The 16,387-nt window shown below is 33.7% G+C and carries 13 protein-coding genes and 1 pseudogene; 12 read left to right on the top strand and 2 right to left on the bottom strand.

The window, feature by feature from the left end:
• Positions 1–271: 271 nt before the first annotated feature.
• On the bottom strand, positions 272–2,887 hold the full coding sequence (gene adhE, locus H8718_RS15455; protein WP_177668703.1) for a bifunctional acetaldehyde-CoA/alcohol dehydrogenase: 2,616 nt from the start codon (positions 2,885–2,887) through the stop codon (positions 272–274).
• 434 nt (positions 2,888–3,321) lie between these two features.
• Between adhE and H8718_RS20640 the strand changes: the two genes are divergently transcribed.
• The 12 genes from H8718_RS20640 to H8718_RS15400 all read left to right on the top strand — a co-directional run bounded on the left by H8718_RS20640 (position 3,322) and on the right by H8718_RS15400 (position 16,180).
• Positions 3,322–3,444 carry a hypothetical protein gene (locus tag H8718_RS20640; protein ID WP_283246247.1) on the top strand — a complete coding sequence of 41 codons (123 nt, stop codon included), beginning with the start codon at positions 3,322–3,324 and terminating at the stop codon, positions 3,442–3,444.
• Positions 3,445–3,617: 173 nt separating this feature from the next.
• The gene (locus H8718_RS15450) at positions 3,618–5,504 is read left to right on the top strand and encodes an FUSC family protein (RefSeq protein ID WP_249333597.1); all 1,887 of its coding nucleotides are present in this window, start codon (positions 3,618–3,620) and stop codon (positions 5,502–5,504) included.
• Positions 5,505–5,632: 128 nt separating this feature from the next.
• Entirely contained in the window at positions 5,633–6,502 is an 870-nt protein-coding gene (locus tag H8718_RS15445; RefSeq protein ID WP_177668699.1) for a radical SAM/SPASM domain-containing protein, read from the top strand.
• 260 nt (positions 6,503–6,762) lie between these two features.
• Entirely contained in the window at positions 6,763–7,977 is a 1,215-nt protein-coding gene (locus H8718_RS15440; RefSeq protein ID WP_249333596.1) for a cation:proton antiporter, read from the top strand.
• A 97-nt stretch (positions 7,978–8,074) separates the two neighbouring features.
• Positions 8,075–9,244 (top strand): flagellin lysine-N-methylase, encoded by a 1,170-nt coding sequence (gene fliB / locus H8718_RS15435; RefSeq protein ID WP_249333595.1) that lies wholly within the window; start codon positions 8,075–8,077, stop codon positions 9,242–9,244.
• 24 nt (positions 9,245–9,268) lie between these two features.
• On the top strand, positions 9,269–9,949 hold the full coding sequence (locus tag H8718_RS15430; RefSeq protein ID WP_249333594.1) for a DUF554 domain-containing protein: 681 nt from the start codon (positions 9,269–9,271) through the stop codon (positions 9,947–9,949).
• A 186-nt stretch (positions 9,950–10,135) separates the two neighbouring features.
• Positions 10,136–11,044, top strand: a complete 909-nt coding sequence (gene trxB, locus H8718_RS15425) for a thioredoxin-disulfide reductase (RefSeq protein WP_249333593.1) — start codon at positions 10,136–10,138, stop codon at positions 11,042–11,044.
• Positions 11,045–11,366: 322 nt separating this feature from the next.
• Positions 11,367–12,188, top strand: a complete 822-nt coding sequence (locus H8718_RS15420; RefSeq protein ID WP_249333592.1) for a pyridoxamine kinase — start codon at positions 11,367–11,369, stop codon at positions 12,186–12,188.
• A complete protein-coding gene (locus tag H8718_RS15415) occupies positions 12,185–12,712 on the top strand; it encodes a TIGR04002 family protein (protein ID WP_249333591.1) in 528 nt (175 codons plus the stop codon). The genes H8718_RS15420 and H8718_RS15415 overlap by 4 nt, the downstream gene beginning before the upstream one ends.
• 2 nt (positions 12,713–12,714) lie before the next feature.
• Positions 12,715–13,314, top strand: a complete 600-nt coding sequence (locus H8718_RS15410) for a TIGR04100 family radical SAM protein (RefSeq protein ID WP_249333590.1) — start codon at positions 12,715–12,717, stop codon at positions 13,312–13,314.
• 413 nt (positions 13,315–13,727) lie between these two features.
• On the top strand, positions 13,728–14,447 hold the full coding sequence (locus H8718_RS15405; protein WP_249333589.1) for a YdcF family protein: 720 nt from the start codon (positions 13,728–13,730) through the stop codon (positions 14,445–14,447).
• Positions 14,448–14,593: 146 nt separating this feature from the next.
• Positions 14,594–16,180, top strand: coding sequence for a glycosyl hydrolase (locus tag H8718_RS15400; protein WP_249333588.1), 1,587 nt, complete (start codon positions 14,594–14,596; stop codon positions 16,178–16,180).
• Between the two features lie 63 nt (positions 16,181–16,243).
• On the opposite strand, the pseudogene H8718_RS15395 reads toward H8718_RS15400, so the two are convergent.
• Positions 16,244–16,387, bottom strand: a pseudogene (locus H8718_RS15395) (IS30-like element ISEnfa364 family transposase); the annotation flags it as partial.

Raw genomic sequence — 16,387 nt, 5'->3', positions numbered from 1 at the left:
AGGATTTATTATACGTAGGATAGCTTTTAATAATCAAAATGTATAAGAAATCAAAGAGGATTACTGTTATACTTCCTGTAATAATTGGATTGGGTACACTAATTGTTGTAAATACACATCATAGTGCTATTATTTTAGGATGTTTGACACTAGGTATAATCTGTTTTATCATATCCTATTATATAAGTAAAAGAATTTATATAGTATCTAAACATTAAATAAAAAGAAGCAGGTAGCTATAGGTGCTATCTGCTTCTTTTTTATTTATAGATTATTTACCGTAGTAAGCTTTTTTGTAAAGATCTTCTAACTCATGTACTTTTGGAAGTCTTGGGTTAGCTGTAGTACATTGGTCTTCGAAGGCTTTATAGGATAAGTCTTTGATTTTTTCAAGGTAAACTTTTTCATCTACTCCCATTTCTTTAAGTGTGAATGGGATATTAAGTTCTTTCATTAAGTCTTTAACGGCTTTTACTAAAGATTTAACACCTTCTTCTGTAGTAGAAGCTGGAAGGCCTAAACGTTTAGCAATTTGAGCGTATCTTTCTGGTGCTACGAATTTACCGTATTTAGGGAATGCCATAAATTTAGTTGGATTTGTTTCACCATTGTATTCAATAACGTGTGGAAGAAGAATAGCATTTGCACGACCATGAGCAATATGGAACTCGCCACCAAGTTTATGAGCAAGTGAGTGGTTGATACCAAGGAATGCATTTGTGAAGGCCATACCTGCAATACATGAAGCATTGTGCATTTTTTCACGAGCTTCTGGGTCATTTGCACCAAATTTATATGAACGTGGTAAGTATTCGAATACAAGTTCAATTGCTTTCATAGCAAGTGCATCTGTATAGTCTGAAGCAAGCACAGATACATAAGCTTCAATAGCATGTGTTAATACGTCAAGACCTGTATCCGCTGTTGGACCAGCAGGAACACTCATAACGAACTCTGGGTCAATGATAGCAACGTCTGGAGTTAATTCGTAGTCAGCAAGAGGGTATTTCATATTTTTAGATTTATCTGAGATAACTGCGAATGATGTTACTTCAGAACCTGTACCTGATGTTGTTGGTATAGCTACGAATTTAGCATATTTACCCATATGAGGGAATTTATAAACACGTTTTCTAATATCTAAGAATTTTTGAGCCATACCGATAAAGTCAGCTTCTGGGTATTCGTAGAATAACCACATAGCTTTACCAGCATCCATTGCAGAACCACCACCAAGTGCAATAATTACGTCTGGTTTGAATGACTTCATAAGTTCAGCACCTTTTCTTACTGTTTCAAGGTCTGGATCTGGTTCTACATCGCTGAAGATTTCAATAGCAAGTTTATTTTGGTTTTTATTGAGTTGGTAAAGCACACGATCTACATAGCCTAGTTTTACCATCATTGGGTCAGCAACAATGAGTGCACGAGAGATGTTAGGCATCTTTGCTAGATATTGTACAGAACCTGCTTCAAAATAGATTTTTTCTGGAATTTTAAACCATTGCATATTCACGCGTCTTTTTGCCACCCTTTTCTTATTAATTAAGTTCATAGCTGTTACGTTAGATGAAGTAGAATTACGTCCGTATGAACCACAACCAAGTGTTAATGAAGGCATCATAGAGTTGTATACATCACCGATACCACCGAAAGCAGAAGGAGAGTTTACAATGATACGACAAGCTTTAAGTCTTTCACCATATTCTTCAACAAGTTTTTCATTTGTTGAATGGATAACAGCTGTATGGCCAAGTCCACCAAGTTCAACCATTGCTTCAGCTTTGGAGATACCATCTTCTACATCTTTCGCTTTTACAACAGCAAGTACTGGAGAAAGTTTTTCTCTTGAAAGAGGATAAGCTTCACCCACGCCGTCAATTTCACAGCAAAGCACTTTTGTTTCTTTTGGAATAGTAATGCCAGCAAGTGCTGCAATTTCATAAGGGTATTTACCTACGATATCTGGGTTAACCATTTGTTTTTCAGGATTGATTACAATTGGTTCAAGTTTTTTAATTTCTTCTTTAGTTGCAAAGTAGCATCCAAATTTTTTCATGAAAGCTACTGCTTTATCATAAATAGGCGCTTCGATGATAGCAGCTTGTTCAGAAGCACAGATCATACCATTATCAAATGCTTTTGAAAGCATAAGATCTGTAAGAGATTGTTCAAGGTTAGCTGTTTTCTCAATGAAAGCAGGTACGTTACCAGGGCCAACACCAAGTGCTGGTTTACCAGCTGAGTAAGCTGAACGAACCATAGCAGAACCACCTGTAGCAAGAATCATAGCTACTTTTGGATGATTCATAAGTGCTGTAGTTGCTTCGATTGATGGGTGGTCAATCCATTGTACACAGTTTTCAGGAGCACCAGCAGCAATAGCAGCATCTCTTACGATTTTAGCTGCTTCACGAGAGCAATTTTGTGCAGATGGATGGAATCCAAAGATGATAGGATTACGTGTTTTAGCACAGATGATTGCTTTGAACATTGCTGTTGAAGTAGGGTTCGTTGTAGGTGTAACACCACATACGATGCCAACTGGTTCAGCAATTTCTGTATAGCCTTCATCATCATTATCTTCAATAATACCTACAGTTTTATCATGTTTAATACTATGGTAGATATATTCTGTAGCAAAAATATTTTTTGTAACTTTATCCTCAAAGACACCGCGCCCAGTTTCTTCTACAGCCATTTGAGCCAGTTTCATTTGAGCAGATAAACCAGCAAGTGCCATTGCTTGTGTAATGGCATCAACTTGCTCTTGAGTGAGTTTCATATATTCCTCAAGTGCTTTATCAGCTTTTTCTACTAATTCGTTCACCATAGCTTGTGCATCGATTACAGGTGCAGCAGTTTTAACTTTCTTCTCTTCAGCCATTATAATAGCCCCCTTATAAAATATTAAAATTTTTTATAGATAACTAGCTGAGTCGTGATGTCGAAGTTTTTTATTGTTTATTTTTTAACATAATCAAATAATAACACTTTGGTAAAGTATTGTCAAATGTTTAACGAAATAAAATTTATAAAAAATAGTTAGTTTATGTAAAAATATAACAAAAATATAATAAAAATAAATTATTAATTGTGCATATTTTATAATTGTTGATTTTCATAAGTAAAGTAAATTTTAGAAAAATGGATATAAAATATAATTAGTATAAATATAATATTTATGCTTATGATGAAATTTAATATATAAGGTAGTAGAGCTAACATTAAAAAGAAAGAACTCTCATACATTAAAAAAGAAAAGTCATAGTACTTATTGGGGTTAGATAAACAGTCGTTTAGGAGAAAAGAGGGGTTTTAGTGAAAGAGATCATAAAGGGTATACTGATTATAATGGGATGTCTACTTATTCTAACTGGTGTAGCAGGCTACTATGAAAAGGATAGAATAGATAGAGGAACTAGAATATATCAGAGGAGATAGTTAGAAAAATGAAAGAATAATAATTTAACAATTATAGGGGCGATTCTATAACTCATTACAGGATTTTCATAATTCTATGTTAAAATAAAAGGAAGTCAACTAAAAAGGTAATGTGTAGCAAGTATATTAAAGAGAGAAAATGAAAGTGACATAAAAGGGAGGCAGAGGGACTATTGAACAAAAAAATTATTTTATCAAAGACTATTGTATTTGTATGTATCGTTGGTTTTATTACTTTGTTTAAAACCATTTTCGGAGCTGAAAATGCATTAATTGGTGTAACTTCTATTACAGCCCTATTAATGTTTTTGGAAAGAGATTTAACTATTGCACCGTGGAAAAATACTATGAAATTAATAGGGTTAAATTTATTTATTGGATGTACAGCAACACTTGCTAGCACTAATATGTGGATTGCAATACCTGTTAACTTTATGGCAATTTTTATATTAGGACACTCTCTTTTATATAATTTGAAGAAACCAATGTATTTACCTTTTATTCTTCAATATTTATTTATCCTAGCATCACCTGTTCCAGCTGAAAAACTTCCTATGAGGTTATTAGCTTTAATAGTTGGAGCGGTAACCATTATGGGCATGCAGCTTTTAACGAATAAAGGGAAGCTTACAAAAACAGGGAATAAGCTATTGGAAAGAGCATGTACAAGCCTTACTCAAAAAGCTATTAGTATTAAAGAGGATAAGGGTTATGAATGTATAGATAAAGAGATTAATCGGACCCTTCATGAATTTAGAAGATTACTTTATGATAAAAGAGAAAATGATTTTTATCTTACAGAAGAGGGAATGATTAAGCTTAATTTATCTGTTTCCTTACAAAAGATATCTTATTTATTAGATAAGATGAGCTATACAGGTGTGCAGCAGGAAGTTATTGATGACCTAATGAAATACCTTGATAAACTTAAAGATTGCCTTAATGATACTGCATATGTTAAGCAGCTAAAGCAAGTATTGCAGCAGCTATTTAATAAATATGAAGATAAGCAACTTAAGGATACTACTTCTTTAGAGATTCTTAATCATTTAGGATTTTTAGAGAATAATTTTAAGGCTTTAGAGACTTTAAAAGAAGAACACTATAATAGTGTTAAAAAGCTTGAAGATATTCCTAATGAATATAAAAAAAGTATCATTTTAAATGGTGCTATTAATAGGGATTCTATTAAATTTTCATATGCTATGCGCCTAGCTATAGGGATTACGTTAGCAGGTTTTATAACGGACTTCTTCAATTTATCAGAAGGCAGATGGATCATGTTTACTGTCCTTTCACTTATTGTACCAATCTATGAATTGTCAAAGCAAAAGGTAAAAGATCGTTTATTTGCTACAGTAGTAGGGGGCATTATTGTTACTCTTTTATTTGGGGTATTCCAAGATCTCACTATACGTACAATGATTTTAATGTTAGCAGGTTATATTGGTAGTTATTTAGCAGCGTATCGTTATAGTACTATTTGTGTAACGGTATCAGCTATTGGGGCAGTAGCATTAATGGGGAATACACAAGTATTTACTATCAATCGCATTATCTTTGTAGCATTGGGGGCACTTATTGCGAGTTTACTTAATAAATTCGTTTTCCCATTTAGAATAGATGACCATAATAAACAGCTAAAGAAAATGTATAAAGAAACGATTGCTGAAATGTTTAAAGCAGTATATGAAGTAGCACAAGGTAGGGAGTGTAAACATCGTATTAAAAATCTTCTCATTATAGCCTCTCTTATTGAAGAACAATTAAGGTTAAATAATCAAATTGTAGTAGATGAGACAGTAGAAAAATTAGAAAAAGCGCGTTGTTTACTACTTACTAATATTTATGAACTTTATATTTGGATTAGTGAGAATAAAATTAAAGAAGTAGATATTCAGCATATATTAGAAGATATTAAGACAATATCGAATGCTGACAAACAGGATATTCTCCCTGTTATTGAAGGTATACAAAAGCATATGGATAGGGTGAAGGGGATTAATGATAAAGTTATTTTAGGTATTATGCTTAATATCTTACAAGAGGAGGCTATATAACAATAAGGAGTATTCGTACTCCTTATTTTTTTATGGGCAAATTATGCTATAATGAGAAATGCTAAATACAATTAAGATAAATAAGGTTAAAGACATTTTATAAAGAAATTAAGATAATAGGTGACGATATGAAAAGATTTAAAAAGGTTTATATTGAGATTACAAATATTTGTAATTTAAGTTGTAATTTCTGTCCGAAAACAAAAAGAAAACTCACTATGATGGAGACAGACGCTTTTAAACATATTTTGCAAGCTGTTAAGCCTTATACGGATTATATTTATCTACATCTTATGGGAGAGCCTACGCTTCACCCAAGGCTTAAGGAGTATTTAGACTTAAGTTATGAGGCAGGTCTTACTGTTAATATGACAACTAATGGAACCTTACTCCCTAAAGTGAAGGAGATTCTTTTAAATGCACCTGCTTTGAGACAGGTAAATATTTCACTTCATAGTTTTGAAGCCAATCAAAGTGAGGTGGAGCTTGAAACGTATGTAAATCATATTACAGATTTCGCTCAAGAAGCAACTAAGAAGACAGAAATGATATGTTCGATTAGGCTTTGGAATATGGATAGTGAGGAGCTTAAAGCAAGTAATACTTTAAATAGCCATATTCTTGAGTTGTTAGAGGAAAAATTAAATCCTGAGGTGAATATTAGACAGCTACTTCAGCATAAGCAAGGTATTAAACTTGGGCATCATCTCTATCTCAATATGGCTGAGAAGTTTGAATGGCCAGATATGGATAAATTAGATGAGACAAGTAAAGTGTTTTGTTATGGCTTAAGAGACCAAATTGGTATTCATGTAGATGGAACAGTAGTACCATGCTGTTTAGATAGTGAGGGCAATATTCCACTAGGCAATTTATTTGAGAAGCCACTTGAAGAGATTATTAACTCAGAACGTGCAAAAGCCTTATATGAAGGATTTTCTAACAGATGTGCTGTAGAGGAACTTTGTAAACGCTGTGGATATGCAAAAAGATATTAAAGATATGTAGAAATAATAAAGTTAAATATCCTAAAATTATACACAATGATAAAAGTGATGAGAGTTTAGCGTGTTTTTTTATGAAAACATTATAAATGTATAGAGGAAATAGATGAAGTAAACAAGCAAAATGATGAAAAATTTTAAGGATTAAAATAGATAGTATTTTTAGATCTGCTTTAAAAAGTTGAATATTAAAATAAGAGGTATATAATAGGAAGTTGGGAAAAGATTTTAATATAAATAAAGGTGGGGAAGATATGCTTTCTTATGAATTCTTTCTAGATTTAGCGATTATACTAATTGCCGCTAAATTATTTGGTATTGCGTTTAGGAAGATTCATCTTCCGCAAGTAGTCGGTGTCCTTATTGCAGGGCTTGTAATAGGCCCAAATATGTTAGGACTTGTGAATGAAAGTGAATTTTTAGTAAAAATGGCTGAACTAGGCGTTATTATGCTTATGTTTACAGCAGGTCTTGAAACGGATTTAAAAGAACTTAAAAATACAGGGCTTGCCTCAATGTGTATTGCTGTGTTAGGTGTAGTTACACCATTAGGGGGAGGTTATGTACTTTATTCTTTATTTCATGGGGGATTCTCACCTGTTGGGAGTGAAGAATTTTTTAGAGCTCTTTTTATAGGAATTATTATTACAGCGACCTCTGTAAGTATTACAGTAGAGACACTTCGTGAAATGGGTAAACTTAAGGGAAAAGTAGGGACTGCTATCTTAAGTGCAGCCATTATCGATGATGTTGTAGGTATTATTTTATTAACTTTTGTGATAGGGCTTAAGAATCCAACTGTTAGTCCTGGAAAAGTTGTTTTCAATACAGTGGCATTTTTTGTTCTTGCAGCAATTGGTGGTGTTTTAGTAAATTACCTCTTTAAATACTTTGATAAAAAGTATCCACATAGAAGAAGAATACCAATCTATGGTTTTGTCCTTTGTCTATTACTCGCTTATGTAGCAGAAGAGTACTTTGGCATTGCAGACATTACAGGAGCTTATGTAGCAGGTATTATCCTTTGTAATATTCGTTCTTCAGAATATATTGTAGAAAAAATAGATATCAGTTCTTATATGATTTTTAGCCCTATTTTCTTCACAAGTATTGGACTAAAAACAGAAATTAATGGTGTAACAGGTACTATACTTGCCTTTTCTGTAGGTTTTGTTTTAGTTGCTCTACTCTCTAAGATTATTGGATGTGGTGTAGGGGCTAAACTTATTGGGTTTAATAGTCACGAGGCTTTACGTATTGGTGTAGGTATGATGGCAAGAGGTGAGGTAGCCCTTATTGTTGCACAAAAAGGGTTAAGTGCAGGACTTATGGATCCTGTATACTTCACAAGTGTTATATTCCTTGTTATTACTTCCTCTGTTATAACGCCTATTATTTTAAAGGTGCTTTATAAAAAGGAAGATGCTATAGATGAGCAAGTTCAGGCAAAGTCTGCACTTGTACACTAAAGAGAGAATCCTAGTCTTTTATAAAAATAGAGACTAGGATTTTTTTTGCCTATCTTATACAATAAGGAAAGAATATTATTTTAGGAGACTGTAAGTTATGAAAAATATAGAAGTCATAAGAAGAGCGCCATCTTACTTAAAAAACTTCAAATGTATAGGTGGAGCTTGTGAAGATACATGTTGTGCAGGGTGGTCCATTGAAGTGGATGAGGGAACCTATAAAAAATATAAAAAAGTAAAAAATAGTTCGATACGTACAAGATTAGATAAAGACCTTGTAGACCGAAAAAATAAAAGTACTCCAGAATTCGCGGCTAAAATTAAGCTTAAAAACAACCGATGTGCTTTCCTATCTAAAGAAGGCTGGTGTGATATTTATAGTGAATTGGGTGAAAGTTATTTAAGTCATACGTGTACTCTTTACCCACGTACCATTAATAAGATTAATAATGAACTAGAATATGGACTGACATTTTCATGCCCAGAAGCTGCAAGAGTTATTTTACTTAATGAAGCACCTATGACTTTTGGAGCACCCGAAAATAAGATGAATGAATCTGTACTAAGTGCTGTACTTGTAGTGAATGAAGATAAAGCCAGTAAGTGGCAGGATTACTTTAAAGTTATTCGTCAGATGATGATCGAGATGGTGCAAGATAGACGCTTTAATATAGAAGAAAGATTGGAACAACTTGGTGACTTTATGCTGCAGCTTACGAAGCTTACGCAGCAAGGTAGTATAAAGAAAATACCTAGTTTTATACAAGAATACAGAAAAAAACACTTAGATGCGCAAGCTTCAAAAGCAAAAGAAGATTGTTCTGTTAATAAGCAAGAGATAATGAGGCTCTTAGAAAGAATGACTACTTTTAAGCAAGAAAAGAAGATAACTTCTAAAAGATATGAGACGTGTCTAGATAAAGTAGTAGAAGGATTAGAGCTAATAGATTTTAATAAAGAAATGGCTTATAAGCTTTATGAAGAAGGGGAAAAAACTTATTTTAAGCCTTTTATACAGGAAAGAAGTTATATACTTGAAAACTATCTGGTGAATTATATTTTTGAAAGATGTATTCCACTAGATGGGGCTACACCATTTTTAAGCTATGAACGTATGATGCTTTACTATCGTATGCTTAAGTTACATCTTATAGGGATAGCTCAGGTAGAAAAGAGCATAGAAGATAGTAGGGTTATTACACTTGTTCAGTCTTTTACCAAGACTTTTGATCATAACGATGAGTGTCTAAAGTATTTCATTAAATAAAAGGGAATTAGGGGAGGAAGAAAGATGTTACTTGGTACATTAGTAAATGTAGTACTTGTTTTAATAGGAGGATTTGTAGGGCTCTTTTTAAAAAAAGGTATTTCAAAAAGATTTTCAGATTTAATTATGAATGCTATTGCCTTAGTAACTATGGTTATAGGTATTACTTTTGCAACTGCATCAGAAAATATGTTGGTTGTCATCATTAGCCTAGTAGTAGGTGCACTTATGGGAGAAGGAATCAATATTGATAAGAAGCTTAACCAGCTAGGTGGCTTAATTAAAAGTAAGGTGAAAAGTGAGTCTGGCAATGTAGGAGAAGGCTTTGTTACAGCAACTTTACTTTTCTGTGTAGGCTCAATGGCTATTATGGGGTCGTTAGATAGTGGACTTCGTGGGGATCATACAGTACTGTGCACCAAAGCTATTATGGATGGCATCTCTGCCCTGATTTTTGCAAGTAGTATGGGAATAGGTGTAATTCTATCAGCTATGCCCATTCTTCTTTATCAAGGTAGCATTACGCTGTTATCGAGCTTTATACAGCCGTATCTCACACAAAGTATGATGACTGAGATGAATGCAGTAGGAGGTATATTATTGATTGGTTTAGGGATTTCTATATTAGGTATTAAAGAGATTAAAGTATCTAATTTACTTCCCGCTTTAGTCATTCCAGTTATTTTATTAGCATTTATAGATTAGATAGAAGAAAGGATTGCTCTAAGCAATCCTTTTACTTTATAAAAAATAAATCCTATTAAAAATTGCATATAAGAGAAAGTTACTTAGGTTTGAAGGCTTTTTGTGGAGAATTATATTATAAGGCAAATAAAAATAACTTAAATGGCTTAAACTAAATCAAAAGTTTAGTAGAAATGAGGAATAGACATGTATGATATGATTATTGTAGGTGGTGGCCCTTCAGGGCTTACAGCTGCACTTTATGCAGGGCGCGCTGAACTTAAAGCACTGATGATAGAAAAAGCTTTTCATGGTGGTCAAATGGTTACAACTAATGAAGTAGAGAACTATCCTGGCATTATAGAGACAACAGGACCAGAATTAGCAGGCATTATGTATGAGCAAGCTATAAGATTTGGGACAGAAGTAAAATTTGAAGAGGTTATTAAAATAGAAGATGAAGGAGATATAAAAAAAGTCGTTACAGCATCTAATATGTATGAAGCAAAAACGATTCTTTTATCTATGGGTGCTAAACCTAGAAAATTAGGCTTACCAAATGAAGAAGCGCTTGCTGGAAAAGGAGTATCTTACTGTGCTATTTGTGATGGTGGATTTTATAAAGATAAGACAGTAGCTGTAGTAGGGGGCGGAGACACTGCGTTAGAGGATGCCCTTTATTTAGCTCGATTAGCTAAGAAGGTTTACCTCATTCATAGAAGAGATAGTTTTAGAGCTAATAAACATTTGCAGACAAGAGTAGCCCAATCTTCAGTAGAAGTCATTTGGAACAGTGGTGTGACTAAACTTAATGCGGAAGAAACGTTAAAGAGTATAGAGATAACCAACTTAATAGAGAACACTACTCAGGAAATACCTGTAGATGGGGTATTTATAGCAGTAGGTAATATTCCTGTAACAGAACTGGTAAAAGGTCTTGTTGATCTTAATGAACAAGGCTATATTATGACAGATGAAAATTGCAAGACGAATAAATCAGGGATTTTTGCTATAGGGGATATTCGTCAGAAGAAATTAAGGCAGATTATTACAGCAGCAGCAGACGGTGCTATTGGTGTATATGAAGCAGAGCAGTATTTAGTAGAACATGAATAAGTATAGGCCATCATAAGATGGCTTATTTTTATATAATCTATTGACAGTAGAATGAGAAGAAGATAGACAGAAAGTCTTAAAGGGAACTCAGCGTATACTAAAGCCAGGCGAAAAAGTTATCATTGCTTATATGAATACTGTGAGCTACCACAGTATCGTGATACGACCGAGGATTTAAAATAGTGGTGTACCCATACAAAATAGAATTTATAAATTTTATTTAAAGTATATATTGACGTATTTAGATGAATATGTAAAAATGCCTCTGATATAAGGTGAAGAATACAAAATTGTATCGATTTAATTTGTTGGAGGAAAGAATGTGATAAAAAAAGTTGCAGCAATTCATGATTTATCAGGAATTGGACGATGTTCTCTTAGTGTAGCTATTACAACTTTATCAGCCTTAGGTTTACAAGTGTGTCCTATGCCTACAGCCATCTTATCTAATCAGACAGGATTTAGTTCTTTTTCTTTTTTAGACTTTACACCCTATATAGAGGACTATATGAAAGAGTGGAAGAAAATAGGTTATCATTTTGATTGTATTTACTCAGGATTCCTAGGATCTAGTAAGCAAGTTGATCAAATGAAACAGTTTGTAGAATTTTTTAAAGAAGAAGGGACATTAGTAGTAGTAGATCCGGTTATGGGAGATGAGGGGCAGCTTTATACGACTTACGATGAAAGTTACATAGGAAAAATGAGAGAACTCATTAGCTATGCAGATGTGATTACACCTAATTATACAGAGTTTCTGCTTTTATTAGGGCAGTCGCAAAAAGAACTTACAGAAGAGGAAATTTATAAAGGAGCTAAAGAACTCACTAAGCTAGGTCCTACAAGAATAGTAGTGACAGGAAGAATAGAAGAAAATAGGGTTTACAATTATGGATTTGACGCTATAACAGAGGAAAGCTTTAAGGTCATTATACCTTTTAATCAAAAGAGTTATAGTGGGACAGGAGATTTAATGGCTTCTATTGTAAGTGGTATGCTTACTAAAGAATTTACATTAGAAGAAGCTGTCAAAAAAGCAGCAGATTTTATTTGGAAAGCAGTGGTTTATACAGAAGAGACTGGGATAAGACCAGAAGAAGGAATTATATTTGAACATTATTTGGGGGAGTTGATACAGTTATGAGCAAGGGGAAAAATGTAAAAACTATAATTTTAGTGGGACTATTTGCTAGCATAATTTATTTAACCACAGCATACTTATTTCATATCCCAACAGGGATGAATAATGGGTATATTCATTTAGGAGATGCATTCATTTATTTAGCGGCCAGTTTATTGCCTATGCCTTATGCTATGGCAAGTGCAGCTATTGGAGCAGGACTTGCAGACTTATTAACAGGTGCTACGGCATGGGTGTTACCAACTATTATTATTAAACCTCTTCTTGTTATTTGGTTTACTTCAAAAACGGATAAAATTGTAGTGAAGCGTAATATAGGAGCGGTTTTTATAGCAGCAGTAGTAGGGCTTTTGGGTTATGGTTTAGCAGAAGGGATTATGTATGGTAATTTCTTAACACCACTTATTAAGTTACCTATCAGTGCACTTCAGCCTATAGGGTGCGGCACTCTCTATATTTTAGTAGGTTTTGCCTTTGACCGTATAAAACTTAAAAGTCAACTAGTAAAAATATTAGAGGAGAGATAGAGATGACCATACTTTACACCATAGATAAAAGCCTATATGTTAATGTAACAAATGCCTGCCCATGCAATTGTACTTTTTGTGTAAGACTTGAACATAATAGTGTAGGAGAATGTGATAATTTATGGCTAGAGCATGAGCCGACGTTAGAAGAAATCATAGAAGCTTTTAAAAAGCAGAACTTAGAAGCCTATGACCAGGTTGTATTTTGTGGCTATGGCGAGCCGCTTGTACGACTAGATATTGTATTAGAAGTGTGTAAATGGATTAAGGCTAATAGCAATAGGCCTATTCGTATTAATACAAATGGACTTGCAAATCTTATTCATCAAAGAGAAATAGCTTACCTTTTGGAAGGAGCTGTAGATGCTATTTCAATTAGCCTAAATGCACCTAATAAAGAACGTTACTTAGAAATTGCTAGGCCATGTTTTGGTATAGATTCATTTGAGTCACTTATTCAGTTTGCGCAAGCATGTAAAAAGGTTATTCCTAGCGTTACCTTTTCAGTAGTAGATGTCCTTAGTCATGAAGAAATAGAAGCGTGTCAAAGGCTTGCGACAGACATGAATATTTCATTACGTGTAAGAGAAAGGATTAAATAATTGGTTAGAAGACACATAAAGCCAGCCTAAGACCTTACCCCCTTTAAAATGAAGGTCTTAAGCTGGCTTTAATCGAGTGGCAACTTGATAGGATTCCCCCTTTATCTACTTTGTTGCCACTAGAAAGTAGATAAATCTTGCAGAAAAGCTTAAGGAGGGCTTAAAGGGGGAAAAGCTCAATAAACTTTTCTGCTTTTAATAGGATTAAAGGTGACCTAGGATTTTATCTTTTCTCCTATACATTCTATATAGTCTCTATATACTTAAATTCCTCAAAATAAATATAAAATAAATTAATTTTGTCATCCTATACAAAAATAAATTAATTTTTTGTATAAAATTAAATATTCTATTTTTATAGAGTACTATAAAATGATATGATGATATAAAGAATATTTAAAGGGGGTGAGTAAATGATTTGGTTTTGGAGGGCAGTTGTTCTTTTTGGCCTATTAAACTTGATAAACCTGTTAGTTTATGACGGTGGGGCAGGTATGGAGCCTGTATGGATAGGGATTATAATAGGTAGCCTTATTCTTTGCTTCAAAAAAGCTTATGTATTTTTCTTCTCTAAAAGATGGTTTAAGGGCCTTATTATAGTAGGCCTTGTCATATTTAGTATGGTTGAACTCCTTATTATTATGAATGGTATAGGAACTAGTAGTAAGAAAACGAGTGATTATCTTATTGTATTAGGTGCTAGGGTAAAAGGGGAAACTCCTTCTTTGGCCTTGCAGTACCGATTAGATAAGGCATATGAATACCTTATAGAACATCCTAATACAAAGGTTGTTTTATCTGGAGGACAAGGACCAGGTGAAGACATTACGGAAGCTGAAGCTATGAGAAGGTATTTAAAGGAAAAAGGGATTCTAGAAAGTCGTATGATCCTTGAAGATAAATCTACAGATACAGTTGAGAATTTAAGAAATTCCTTAGGACTTATTGAGAAAGAAAAAGATAATGCAAGTATAACAGTTGTAACAAGTCGTTTTCATGTTTTAAGGAGTAAAATGATTGCAAGAGATTTAGGTAAAAAAGTAGATGGTATAGGAGCAGAAACGTTACTTTTCCTTATTCCAAACTATTATTTAAGGGAATTTTTTGCTGTTGTTGTAGAGTTTATGACGTAATAAAAATCATTCTGATGAAGTTAAAATAATTTATATTCTGTAGTATAATAAATAGGCTTTTTATAAAAGAGACAATTATTGAATGAGGGAGAAAGAAGATGAATTACAAGTACAAAAAAGTATGCCTTATACTATGAGTAACGACATTGTTAAGTACAGTACCTGTCTATGCAGGAGCGTCTTGTGGGGGGAATGGTTGGAATTGCTATAAGAAAGGGGTAAGTTATAGTAAAGAAGGTAACTATAAAAAAGCTATAGAGGAGCTTGCTTATGCAGCTGGGAAACTGCCAGGGCAGGCGGCTATACATAGTGAACTTGCTAAAGCTTATGAGAATACAGGGCAGTATCAACTAGCAGCGGACCATTATTATAAGCAAGCAGCACTTTATAAAAGCAAGGGAGAAGATCAACAAAGTTATTTGGCTGCCATGCGTAAAGCAGATGAGCTGAATAGTATAGTAGAATTTTATGTGTTAGAAGATAAGGTGCCAGTAGCTCCTTATACATTAGAGAAGTATGAGCCTATTAGAGGGGCTTATATTGGTGCTTTTATTGGCGCTGAAGAAAAATATAAAGATAGTGCTTATAACTGGGGTGGTACACTCAATGAGTTTGAAGAGTTTAACACCCTCACAGGTAAGAAACATGCTACTTTCTTTGACTATGGTTCTATAGGAACACCTCTTCAACAAAGTTTTCAAAGACAAGAACAAGATATGAAGGAAGCAGGTGCTGGCATACATATTGCTTATGAACCAAACAGAGGGCTTCAAGAAGTAACAAAAGAAGCTATTACAGTTTATGCAGAAGAATTACGTGATTTAGGTGTACCTGTTTTCTTACGTTATGCATCTGAAATGAATGGTAAATGGGTACCTTGGCATGGTAATCCAAGCTTATATATTGAGAAGTGGAAGATGGTACATGACATTATGGAACAAGTAGCACCTAATGTAGCTATGGTATGGTCACCATCAGAAATGCCTCTTGATCAGATTGATGCTTATTATCCAGGGGATAACTATGTAGACTGGGTAGGCATTAGTATTTATAGTGCACAGTTTGAAAATGGTGATATAACAAAGCCCACAGACAGAAGAAATCCTCTTGAAGCAGTAGATTATATTTATAACAAATATGCAGCGCGTAAACCTATTATGATTAGTGAGTATGCAGCAAGTCATGAAGCTGGTTTTGCACCTAACAAACAAGATACAACTCAATTTGCAAAAGCTAAAATGACTTATTTTTATGAAAGTCTTAAAATGAAATATCCACGTGTTAAATGTATTCAGTGGTATAGTGCAGATAACTATAACTTAGTAGATAAGAGTAAGAACAGAGTGAATTATAGTCTGTTAGAGGGAGAGGCTAAAGGCGTTTTAGCACGTTATAAAGAAATTATTGCAGATGAGTATTTCTTAAGTGATGTAGTGAATGGACCGCTTGTAGAAAATCAGATGAATGCACCTAAGCAGACAAAGAAAGTAAATGGTCAGCTTAAAGTAACGAAGGATACTACTCTAAGAACTTGGGTAAAATCTTATGATGCTTACATCAGTAGTGTAGTATACAAGTTAAATGGAGAGCGTATAGAAGAAGTACAAGTAGCGCCTTATGAACTTACTATACCTTATAGTAAGTTAAAAGCGGGAGCTCATACGTTAGAAGCAACTGTAATCGATTCACAAGGTAAAGTAGTCAAAAAGGAAGTTATAAAGTTAATTAAATAATAGATTTGCGAATAAAAGGAAGTAAGTTATGTGACTTATTTCCTTTTATTGTATGGCGAATTGTCAAGTTAAGTGCAACACCTTTTCGTAATATACTTCATAGGGTGTTTTCCAGTTTAAGCATTTACGAGGTCGTTTATTTAACTCTAATACTTTTTCTTGAATGACATTATCGGGAGTATCCGTTATATCCATACTTTTAGGAAA

Source organism: Zhenhengia yiwuensis (genome assembly GCF_014384995.1).
Taxonomy (GTDB): Bacteria; Bacillota; Clostridia; order Lachnospirales; family Cellulosilyticaceae; genus Zhenhengia; species Zhenhengia yiwuensis.
This window is presented reverse-complemented; position numbering and strand designations above follow the sequence as displayed.

Bases quoted from the DNA above. Each gene is read 5' to 3' on its own strand.
- adhE (WP_177668703.1), bottom strand. From the start codon at position 2,887: ATGGCTGAAGAGAAGAAAGTTAAAACTGCTGCACCTGTAATCGATGCA.
- H8718_RS15445 (WP_177668699.1), top strand. From the start codon at position 5,633: ATGAAAAGATTTAAAAAGGTTTATATTGAGATTACAAATATTTGTAAT.
- H8718_RS15440 (WP_249333596.1), top strand. From the start codon at position 6,763: ATGCTTTCTTATGAATTCTTTCTAGATTTAGCGATTATACTAATTGCC.
- fliB (WP_249333595.1), top strand. From the start codon at position 8,075: ATGAAAAATATAGAAGTCATAAGAAGAGCGCCATCTTACTTAAAAAAC.
- H8718_RS15430 (WP_249333594.1), top strand. From the start codon at position 9,269: ATGTTACTTGGTACATTAGTAAATGTAGTACTTGTTTTAATAGGAGGA.
- trxB (WP_249333593.1), top strand. From the start codon at position 10,136: ATGTATGATATGATTATTGTAGGTGGTGGCCCTTCAGGGCTTACAGCT.
- H8718_RS15415 (WP_249333591.1), top strand. From the start codon at position 12,185: ATGAGCAAGGGGAAAAATGTAAAAACTATAATTTTAGTGGGACTATTT.
- H8718_RS15410 (WP_249333590.1), top strand. From the start codon at position 12,715: ATGACCATACTTTACACCATAGATAAAAGCCTATATGTTAATGTAACA.
- H8718_RS15405 (WP_249333589.1), top strand. From the start codon at position 13,728: ATGATTTGGTTTTGGAGGGCAGTTGTTCTTTTTGGCCTATTAAACTTG.